9 protein-coding genes are annotated in these 9,757 nt (G+C 71.7%); 8 read left to right on the plus strand and 1 reads right to left on the minus strand.

The genetic code is table 11. The features are described 5' to 3' along the window. The first annotated feature begins 165 nt into the window (after positions 1 to 165). The 8 genes from ACH5AO_RS36970 to ACH5AO_RS37005 all read left to right on the plus strand — a co-directional run bounded on the left by ACH5AO_RS36970 (position 166) and on the right by ACH5AO_RS37005 (position 8,764). Positions 166 to 438, plus strand: a complete 273-nt coding sequence (locus ACH5AO_RS36970; RefSeq protein ID WP_398932501.1) for a WhiB family transcriptional regulator — start codon at positions 166 to 168, stop codon at positions 436 to 438. 130 nt (positions 439 to 568) lie between these two features. Beyond that, positions 569 to 790 carry a hypothetical protein gene (locus tag ACH5AO_RS36975; RefSeq protein WP_398932503.1) on the plus strand — a complete coding sequence of 74 codons (222 nt, stop codon included), beginning with the start codon at positions 569 to 571 and terminating at the stop codon, positions 788 to 790. A 12-nt stretch (positions 791 to 802) separates the two neighbouring features. Continuing rightward, on the plus strand, positions 803 to 1,270 hold the full coding sequence (locus tag ACH5AO_RS36980; protein ID WP_398932505.1) for an RrF2 family transcriptional regulator: 468 nt from the start codon (positions 803 to 805) through the stop codon (positions 1,268 to 1,270). 409 nt (positions 1,271 to 1,679) lie between these two features. After that, on the plus strand, positions 1,680 to 2,891 hold the full coding sequence (locus ACH5AO_RS36985; RefSeq protein WP_398932507.1) for an NAD(P)/FAD-dependent oxidoreductase: 1,212 nt from the start codon (positions 1,680 to 1,682) through the stop codon (positions 2,889 to 2,891). Between the two features lie 177 nt (positions 2,892 to 3,068). After that, positions 3,069 to 4,748, plus strand: a complete 1,680-nt coding sequence (locus ACH5AO_RS36990) for an FAD-dependent oxidoreductase (RefSeq protein WP_398932509.1) — start codon at positions 3,069 to 3,071, stop codon at positions 4,746 to 4,748. Beyond that, entirely contained in the window at positions 4,745 to 6,196 is a 1,452-nt protein-coding gene (locus tag ACH5AO_RS36995) for an ATP-binding protein (protein WP_398932510.1), read from the plus strand. The genes ACH5AO_RS36990 and ACH5AO_RS36995 overlap by 4 nt, the downstream gene beginning before the upstream one ends. After that, positions 6,193 to 7,887 (plus strand): helix-turn-helix domain-containing protein, encoded by a 1,695-nt coding sequence (locus ACH5AO_RS37000; RefSeq protein WP_398932512.1) that lies wholly within the window; start codon positions 6,193 to 6,195, stop codon positions 7,885 to 7,887. The genes ACH5AO_RS36995 and ACH5AO_RS37000 overlap by 4 nt, the downstream gene beginning before the upstream one ends. A gap of 28 nt (positions 7,888 to 7,915) precedes the next feature. Then, the gene (locus ACH5AO_RS37005; RefSeq protein WP_398932514.1) at positions 7,916 to 8,764 is read left to right on the plus strand and encodes a maleylpyruvate isomerase N-terminal domain-containing protein; all 849 of its coding nucleotides are present in this window, start codon (positions 7,916 to 7,918) and stop codon (positions 8,762 to 8,764) included. 106 nt (positions 8,765 to 8,870) lie between these two features. On the opposite strand, the gene ACH5AO_RS37010 is transcribed toward ACH5AO_RS37005, so the two are convergent. After that, entirely contained in the window at positions 8,871 to 9,602 is a 732-nt protein-coding gene (locus ACH5AO_RS37010; RefSeq protein WP_398932515.1) for an SDR family oxidoreductase, read from the minus strand. Between the last annotated feature and the right edge of the window lie 155 nt (positions 9,603 to 9,757).

Below are 9,757 nucleotides of genomic sequence, written 5' to 3' on the forward strand. Positions count from 1 at the left end.
AAGAGGAACACGGCAAACCGTGGCACAGTGTGTTTCTCGCGGCCGGTTCGCATGGGACACGCCGGTGGAATTCCGGGCCGGTCCCCAAGCCCCGCATCGCTCATGGCCGACGTGTCACACTCCCGTCTGCCGTGCGGTCTTCTCTGCGAACTCAGGAGGTTCATCGTGGACTGGCATGAGAAGGCGATCTGCGCAGGCGAGGATCCCGATCTGTTCTTTCCCGTCGGTCACTGCGGCAGTGCCCCCGTGCTGCTTCAGACCGACCGGGCGAAAGCGGTGTGCCGCCGCTGCCCCGTACGGGAGCAGTGCCTCGCCTGGGCCCTGCGGCACGACGAGGCCGACGGCATCTGGGGCGGCACCACGGAAGGGGAACGCCGCGCGATGGTCCGGCGCCGGGTGCGCCGGCTCCGTGACGCGCCGGATTCGGCGGCGGCATGAGTGCTCGGCCCGTGACGGCCGGCCGGAAACCCGGGAGGACCGCGTGATTTCTGTCGTACTGTTCGGCCTCGTGTGCCCGGGGGCCGTGCTCATGGCGGCCGCGGCTGTGACAGGCGTACGGCGAAGACGCATGGTGCGCGAGAACATGGTCATGGCGCATCTGGACCGGTTTCCCGATCAGACGCTCGACAGCATCAGCTGGAGCGTCGGTCTCGACGCCGACGTGGTGGTCGGCCTGCTGGAACGCCTCCGGGCGGCGCGACGAGCCCAGTGCCGCCCGGAGCGGGGTGCGCTGCTGTACCGTCGGGCGTCCTGCCCGCCGGTGTTTCCGCCCACGCGATCCAGGACATAGAATGTCCACGTCATGAGAACGAGCAAAGGCGTCGAGTGGGCGCTCCACACCCTGCTCAATCTCGACATGCTCGGAGGGGGCCCCGTGGGCAGTGGCCGGCTCGCCCAGGCCCACGCGTTGCCGGCGTCCTACCTGAACAAACACCTCCAGCAGTTGGTGCGGGCCGGCCTGCTGACCTCCGTCCCCGGACCGCGGGGCGGCTTCCGGCTGGCCCGTCCCCTCACCGATGTCACCTTGCGCGATGTGGTGGAGGCCATCGAGGGGGACGCGGAACTCTTCCAGTGCTGCGAGATCCGCTGCCGCGGCAGCGTCGGCGAGCTGTCGCCGCCCCCCACGGACGCCTGTGCCGTCAGGGCCGCGATGCGGCGCGCGGACCACGCCTGGCGGGAGGCGCTGCAGGCCCAGTCGCTCGCCGGTATCCGCGAGGAACTGGACCGCACCCCGCACATCGGCAAGGCCGTCAGGGCCGCACTCGGCTGAGTCCGCGCAGGCCCCGCCGCCGTCGCGCCGCCCGGTCACCGGCCGTTCCGGGAGCCGGGCGCCACGGCCCCCTGTCACAATCCGGCGCGCTCCCCGGTCTCCAGAGTGAGACACCAGAAGCGGGAGCAGAGATGACATGAGTCCGGACGGGATGCCCCTTGCCCACCCCCGTACGTGCCGTACGAAGGGCGCGTGGGGGTTTCCGTCTGCCCGCGCGGTGGACGCGCGCCGTCCCGTTCCGGCCGACCCGCGCGGGCACACTGTTCCCTCGCCCGCGCCGCTCCGGACCCGACAGTGGGATCACAGCCACACTTCAATTCTTGACAATTTTTGTCCAGGATATTTAGTGTCACGTTGGGAAGTGTGGCGGCATTACGTACGCAACAATGTGATTCCGAGGGGAAGACGCATGAAGAACATCCTGGTCGTCGGTGGCGGCTTCGCCGGGGTCTGGAGCGCGGCGGGGGCCGTCCGTGCCGCGCGCCGGGCCGGCGGAACGGACGAGGAACTGCGCGTCACGCTCGTGAGCGGCGGTGACGACCTGGTCGTGCGCCCGCGGCTGTACGAGGACGACCCCGAACAGAAGCGCATCCCGCTGGACCGCGTCCTCGGTCCCATCGGTGTCCGCAGGACGACCGCGACGGTGACGGCGATCGACACCGAGGAGCACACCGTGCGGGCCGTCGACCGCAACGGCGAGCAGCGGACACTGACGTACGACAAGCTGGTGCTGGCCACCGGCAGCAAGTTGCTGCGTCCCGGCCGTCTGCCCGGCATCGAGCACGCCTTCGACGTGGACACGCTTCCCGCGGCGGCCGCGCTCGACCACCACCTGCGCCGCCTGCCGCGGCGTCCACAGGCCGCCGGCCGCTACACCGCGGCCGTGGTGGGAGCGGGCTTCACGGGTCTGGAACTGGCCGCCGAACTGCACGGCCGGCTGCACGCCGTCGCCGACCCCGAGGGCGCGGGTGAGGAGGTCCGGATCGTCGTGGTCGACCGCGCCGACGTGCTCGGTCCCGAACTCGGCGAGGGGCCCCGTCCGCACATCGAGAAGGCGATCGACGAGCTGAGGATCGAGCGGCGCCTGGAGAACACGGTGGCCTCGATGACCCCGCACCAGGTCACCCTCGAGGACGGCGAGGTGATCCCCGCGGCCACCGTCGTCTGGACGGCCGGCATGGTCGCCAGCCCCCTCACCGCCCAGATCCCGGCCGAACGCGACCGGCTGGGTCGGCTGACCGTCGACGGGCACCTGCGGGTGACCGGTGTCCCCGACGTCTACGCGGCCGGAGACACCGCCGTGGCCGTCGTGGAGGGCGGCCACCGCACGATGCAGAGCTGTCAGCACGCCCAGCCGATGGGCAAGTGCGCCGGACACAACGCGGCGGCCGAGCTGCTGGGAACGGAGCTGGTGCCGTTCGCTCCCGACCCCTACGGAACCTGCCTCGACCTGGGACCCGCCGGAGCCGTGGTCGCCGAGGGCTGGGACCGCACGGTGCGACTGACGGGCGCGGAGGCGAAAACCGTCAAGGAGCAGATCAACACGCTGTGGATCTACCCGCCCGTCGACGATGCCGAGAAGATCCTCGCCAAGGCCGGTCAGCAGGCCAACGGCGCCTGAACCGGTGCCGCCCGTCGAAACCGGGCGACCGGAGGTTCCCCCGGGACGCGTCCTGTGCCCTGGGGAAACCTGAATCGACAACTGTCGAACCAAAGACCGACCACATGAAGCCCGTGAGCGACACCTGTCGCCACGCCGGACCATCGTCGAGGCGGCTCGGACGCCCTGGGGGAGAGCATGGCACAGACAGCGGAAACGACACACGACGTCATCCTCACCGTGGACGACGACCCCGGAGTGTCCCGTGCCGTCGCCCGTGACCTGCGCCGCCGTTACGGCGACTCCTACCGTGTGGTCAGGGCCGAGTCCGGTGAGACGGCGCTGACCGCGCTGCGGGAACTGAAGCTCCGCGGCGACCAGGTGGCCGTGCTGGTCGCCGATTACCGCATGCCGAAGATGAACGGGATCGAATTCCTCGAGCAGGCACTCGACGTGTACCCGGGTGCCCGGCGCGTCCTGCTGACCGCCTACGCGGACACCCACGCGGCGATCGACGCGATCAACGTCGTCGACCTCGACCACTATCTCCTCAAACCGTGGGACCCGCCGGAGGAACGTCTCTATCCGGTTCTGGACGACCTGCTGGCGGCCTGGCGGGTGACCGACCACCGGCCCCCGCCGGTCACCAGGGTCGTGGGCCACCGCTTCTCGGCACGCTCCTCGCGGACACGTGACTTCCTGGCCCGCAACCAGGTCCCCTACCGCTGGTACTCGTCCGGGGACCCGGAGGGCGCGCGGCTGCTCGCGGCCGCCGGCCAGGACGGGGAGCGGCTCCCCCTGGTGATCACCCCGGACGGCACGACCCTGCTCGAGCCGGAGGACCGGGACCTCGCGGCACAGGTGGGACTGGCGACCACACCGGCTGCCGACTTCTACGACCTGGTCGTCGTCGGCGGCGGGCCCGCCGGCCTCGGTGCGGCGGTGTACGGCGCGTCGGAGGGCCTGCGGACGGTCCTCGTGGAGCGCTCGGCGACCGGCGGCCAGGCCGGGCAGAGCTCCCGCATCGAGAACTACCTCGGCTTCCCCGACGGCGTCTCCGGTGCCCAGCTCACCGATCGCGCCCGGCGGCAGGCCGCCAAGTTCGGCGCCGAGACACTCACCGCGCGTGAGGTGACGGCGCTGGAGGTGACCGGCCCCTCGCGCACGGTGCGGTTCTCGGACGGGTCCGCGGTCGCCGCACACAGTGTGATCCTGGCGACCGGTGTGTCGTACCGCCGGCTGGACGCCCCGGGAACGGCCGAACTGACCGGGTGCGGAGTCTTCTACGGCTCGGCGCTCACGGAGGCCGCCCAGTGCCAGGGCGACGACGTGTACATCGTGGGCGGCGGCAACTCCGCGGGCCAGGCGGCCGTGCATCTGGCCCGCGGCGCCGGCTCCGTGACACTCCTGGTGCGTGGACCGTCGCTCACCGCCACCATGTCGCACTACCTCATCCAGCAGATCGAGCGCACACCGAACATCACGGTGCGGACCACCACGGTCGTCGAGACCGCGTCCGGCCCGGGCCGGCTGGAGGAGCTCACCCTCCGCGACACGACGACGCGGCGCGCCGAGACCGTGAAGACGCACTGGCTGTTCGTCTTCGCCGGCGCGGTCCCGCTCACCGACTGGCTCGCGGACAGCGTGCTCCGCGACGAGCACGGCTTCGTCCTGGCAGGACCGGACCTGACGGCGGACGGAAGGTGGCCGCTCACCGGATGGGAGCCGGACCGGCCGCCCTACCACCTGGAGACCAGCGTGCCAGGGGTGTTCACAGCGGGTGACGTGCGCGCCCACTCGGCCAAGAGGGTCGCCTCGGCGGTCGGCGAGGGGGCCATGGCTGTCATGTTCGTCCACCGGTACCTGGAGCAGTCATGAGCGGAGCCGTCACGGCGTGCGACGAGAAGGAGCTGAGGAGCCTCTTCCTCTTCGAGAAGCTGAACGACGAGCAGCTGGCGCGGCTCTGCCGCGAGGGCAGGGTGGAGACCTTCGAACCCGGCTGGATCTGCCGCGAAGGAGACCCCGCCACCTGCTTCTACGTCCTCCTCGAGGGAACGCTCGTGTTCTACCGCCGGGTGGACGGCGTCGAGGTGGAGGTGACGCGTACTGACCACCGCGGCGCGTACTTCGGCGCCCTGCAGGCGTACACCGACGAACCGGAACGGGCCTGCTACAGCGGTTCCGTACAGGTCGCCGGCCCCGCGCGGTTCTTTCTGCTGAGCGCCCGGTCCTTCAGCTCGATCATGAAGGACTGGTTCCCCATGGCCGTCCACCTGCTGGAGGGACTGCTGCACGGCAACCGGCACATCCAGGAGACGGTGCGGGAACGCGAACGCCTGCTGGGCCTGGGAGCGTTGTCCGCGGGACTGACACACGAGATCAACAATCCGGCCACGGCCGCGGCCCGCGCCTCCGCGACATTGCGGGAGCGCCTCGCCGGCATGGGGCAGGCACTCGGGTCGCTCGGCGGACCGGACCCGCGGGCCACCCTCCGGACGCTGGCGGAGATCCGGCAGCGGACCTCCCGGAAACTGGCCGGTGGTCCCCCCGCGCTCGGTCCGCTCGAGGTCTCCGACCGCGAGGACGCGCTCATCGACTGGCTGGAGGAGCACGGCGTCGAGGACGGCTGGCGGGCGGCGTCGGCGTTCGCCCAGGCGGGCCTGGACACCGCCTGGCTGGACGAGCTCGCCGGCGTGGTCGACACCCACTGCCTCACGGACGCGGTGACATGGCTGAACCACACGGTGGACGCCGAACTGCTCGCCGGCGAGATCGAGGAGGCGGCCACCCGCATCTCCCGCCTCGTGGACGCGGCCAAGCAGTACACACGTCTCGATCGCGCGCCCTACGAGGTCACCGACGTGCACGCGCTGCTGGACAGCACCCTGCTCATGCTCTCGGCGAAGCTCGGCGCCAGTGTGAAGGTCGTCAAGGATTACGACCGCACACTGCCCGGCGTGCCGGGTTACCCGGGCGAGCTGAACCAGGTGTGGACGAACCTGATCGACAACGCCGTCTCCGCCATGTCCGGGAAAGGCACGCTGACCGTGCGCACGGCCCGCGACATGGATCATGTGCTGGTGGAGTTCCGGGACACCGGTCCCGGCATCCCCGCCGATGTCCTTCCCCGCATCTACGAACCCTTCTTCACCACCAAGCCGGTCGGCGAGGGCACCGGACTCGGCCTGGACATCGCCTGGCGGATCGTGGTCGGCAGACACCGCGGTAGCCTGCGGGTGCACTCCGTCCCCGGCGACACCCGGTTCCACGTACGCCTGCCGGCCGCCCCGCACCCGGCGCCGGCCCCTGAGGAGGACCCGCTGTGACCGCCGGCACCCAGGCGACGAGCGCGTTCGGCGTCATGCTGCGCTCGTTGCGCCACACGGCCCGCATGACGCTGGAGGAGCTGGCCGAGGCCTCGGGGGTCAGCGTACGGGGACTCGGCAACATGGAACGCGGAAGTAGCCGCGGCCCGCAACGGCGTACCGTCGACGCCCTCGCGGACGCGCTGCGCCTCGACCCCGAACAGCGCGGTTCCCTGCAGCGCCTGGCCGACGCGGGCAGAGCGCGCGCCTCGGCGCCGGCGCCGCCCTTCATGCTGCGCACCGTGCCGGACTTCACCGGACGCGACCGGGAAATGGGAACCCTGGAACGGCTCCTCACGCCCGTCCCCGACCAGGACAGGGAGCCCCGGGTCCGCACCGCGGTGCTCTTCGGGCCGGGAGGCGAGGGCAAGACCACTCTGGCGGCGGAAGTGGCCGGACGCCTCGCCGGACGCTTCCCGGACGGCTGCGTGTGCGTCCAGCTCCACGGCATGAGCGACGCCCCGCTCCCGGTCGCCGAGGCGCTGGTCCTGCTGCTCTCGGCGCTCGGTCACGCACCCGGCGACATCCCCGCCGACGTACGTACCCGGGAGGCCCTCTACCGTGCCGCGCTGGCCGGCCGGAAGATGCTCGTCATCCTCGACGACGCGGCCGACGAGGCCCAGGCACGACCGCTGCTGCCGGACCCGGGCGGCAGCTACGCCCTGGTGACCAGCAGACGGCCGCTGGCCGGACTGGAGGGGGTCCACCGCGTCCGGCTGGGCGAGATGAGCGAACAGGAGTCGGCGACGATGCTGGAGCGCATCGTCGGCGAGGACCGCACGGAGGGACACGACGAGGCGGTCGGCCGGCTGACCCAGCTCTGCGGCCGACTGCCCCTGTGCCTGCGGATCGTCGGCAACCGGCTCTCCAGCCGCCCCGGTTGGACACCGGCCCGGCTCGCCGAACAGCTCACCGACGACAGACGCCGGCTTAGCGGACTGGTCGCGGGGGACCTCGCCGTGCGCAACGTCCTCTCGCTGTCCTACGGTCAGCTCGACGAACCGGGACGGACGCTGCTGCGCCGGCTCACGCTGGCCCCCGGGCGCCAGACCGGTACCGAACTGGCCGCCGTCCTGACCGGCACCCCTGTGACGGACACCGGGGAGACCCTGGAGTCCCTGGTCGACATGGGACTGCTGGAGGGCTGCTCCGTCTCGGGACGGTACGGATTCCACGACCTCGTCCATCTCCTGGCCCGCGAGCGGCTGACGCAGGAGGAGCCGGCCGAGGTCGTCGACGCCGTGCGCTCCCGCATGGCCGACTGGCTGCTTCGCTCCGCGGCGGTCGCCGGACGCTTCTTCGCCCCGTCCGACGCCCCGGAACCGTGGACGGGGCAGACACCGCCCTTCACACCGGACACGGACGCCGAGGCCGAGGCCTGGCTCACGGCCGAGCGGACCCACTGGGCGGGCGTCCTGCCGGTGATGGCCGCGGCGGGCCGGCACCGGCACATCCTCACCACCGCGCAGCTCCTCTCCCCGTTCGCCGAACGCCGGCCCGCCTGGCCGGAGTGGCAGGTGCTCTTCGAGCACGGCGCGCACGCGGCGGCCGTCCTCGGCGACGGCGCGGCCCGCGCGGGGCAGCTCGACCGCCTGGCCTGGACGCGTGCGGTCGCCGCCGGCGACCGGCCGGCCCGTCCGGAGGAAACGTAGGACCTCACGTGGAAGGAACCGATTCGTCTTGGGACACGACCCGTTGGGACACGACCCGTCTCCCGTCGTCCTCGGCGAGCGGGAGGGGATGACGGGCGGCCCCGGCGCCGTCCTCGCGGCCTTCCGGTCGCAGCGCCGCCGCTTCCTGGCCACCGTGGCCGCGTGGGAGCCGTCGGCCTGGCACGCGCCCACCCGGTGCGCCCTGTGGTCGGCGCACGACGTCGTACGGCATGTACGGGACGTCGCCGCCCTGCACGTGGCACGCCTGGGCGGCCCGCCCGCCCCCTTCGAGGTGAAGGAGCCCTTCAGCCCTCCCACATCGCCCCTGGAGTGGCTCACAGCCTCGGCCGGGCAGACACCGCGGGAGACACTGCGCGAGCTTCGACTGCTGGTCGAGGAGGAGGCACGCCTGCTGGAGCACCGGGCGGACGTCGATCCGCCGCGGCCCGTGGCCGGGCAGCTCCGCCGGCAGGTGCACTGGTCGGTGGCCTCCGCGCACACCCTGTGGGACGCCTGGATGCACGAGAGGGACATCCTCCTGGCCATGGGCCGCGAACCCTCCTGCCCGGAGGGCGAGTTCAGGGTCGCCCTCATGTACGGGCTGCTCGCGGCGGCGGCTCCCGGAGGCTGGGAGGGCCGGTACGTCCACACGACCGTGGCGCTGGAGGGGAGTCCGGACGGTGTCTACGAGATCACACACGTGGATGACAGCATCCGGGTGACCACCGTGTCACCGCCGAACGGTGCGGAACTGTCCGGGCCGGCGGGCGAGGTGCTCGACAGTCTCGCGGGGCGCGGTCCGCTGCCGCGTGAGGTCTTCGCCTCGTCCGCCGCCGTGGTGGACAGGCTGACCGTGCTGCGTGAGGTGGCCACCTGACCGCCCGGCCGGACGGAAGGAGAGCACCGGCCCGCGGCGGGGGCGAGTGCGCCCGCCGCCCGGGAGCCGGCACGGCCCTGCGCGGCGCCGCCGCGAGCACCGCCCCTCAGGAGAGCCAGTCCCGGTAGCGCGTGGTGGCGAGACGGGCCCCTTCCTTGGCCGTCAGCGCGTCGCCCGGAACGACCGCGAGCATGCCGGCGCTGTCGTCGGTCACGACCTCCCGGTCGTCGTTCCCGGCCGCCAGCGTGATCCGGCCGAGCTCGTCGAAGGGGAACACCTCGGGACCCGCGAGGTCGATGGTGCCCTGGAGCGGAGAACCCACCGCGATCTCCCCGACGACCGCGGCGACCTCCCGGGCGGTGATCGGCTGCACCGGGGTCGACGGCATGCGCACGGGCGTCTCCTCGGCCGCCGTGGAGACGAGGAACCGCATGAACTCCATGAACTGGGTCGCCCGGACGATCGAGTACGGCACGGAACCCGACTTCACGATCTCTTCCTGCACCACCTTCGCCTTGTAGTAGTCCATGGCGGGAACCAGGTCGACCCCGACGATGGAGAGCAGGACGAGGTGGCCGACCCCCGCCTTCGCGCTCTCCTCGACCAGGTGGGTGGCCGAGGAGCGGAAGAAGTCGACGGAGGCCGCGTCGAAGGTGGGTGAGTTGGTCACATCGACCACGACGTCGGCGCCGGCGACGGCTTCGGCCACGCCCCGGCCCGTGGTGAGGTCGATGCCCGAGGAACGGGAGTACCCCACGGCCTCGTGTCCGGCCTCCCGCAGATCCTTGACGACCTGGGAACCGATCATCCCCGTGCCGCCCATGACCGCTACCTTCATCATTTCCTCCACTGCTCGGTTCGGCCTACGCCACTGAGACCGGGTGACCAAGCTCCGTGTGACAGAACTCCGGCTCCTTTTTCCACCACCGCGCCGCACGGTGCGGCAGGACCCAGGGAACGGGCTTGTCACAAGAAGCCGGGGCGTGCTGTCTA

The sequence above is a fragment of the Streptomyces sp. NPDC018964 genome, from assembly GCF_044390325.1.
Classification (GTDB): Bacteria; Actinomycetota; Actinomycetes; order Streptomycetales; family Streptomycetaceae; genus Streptomyces.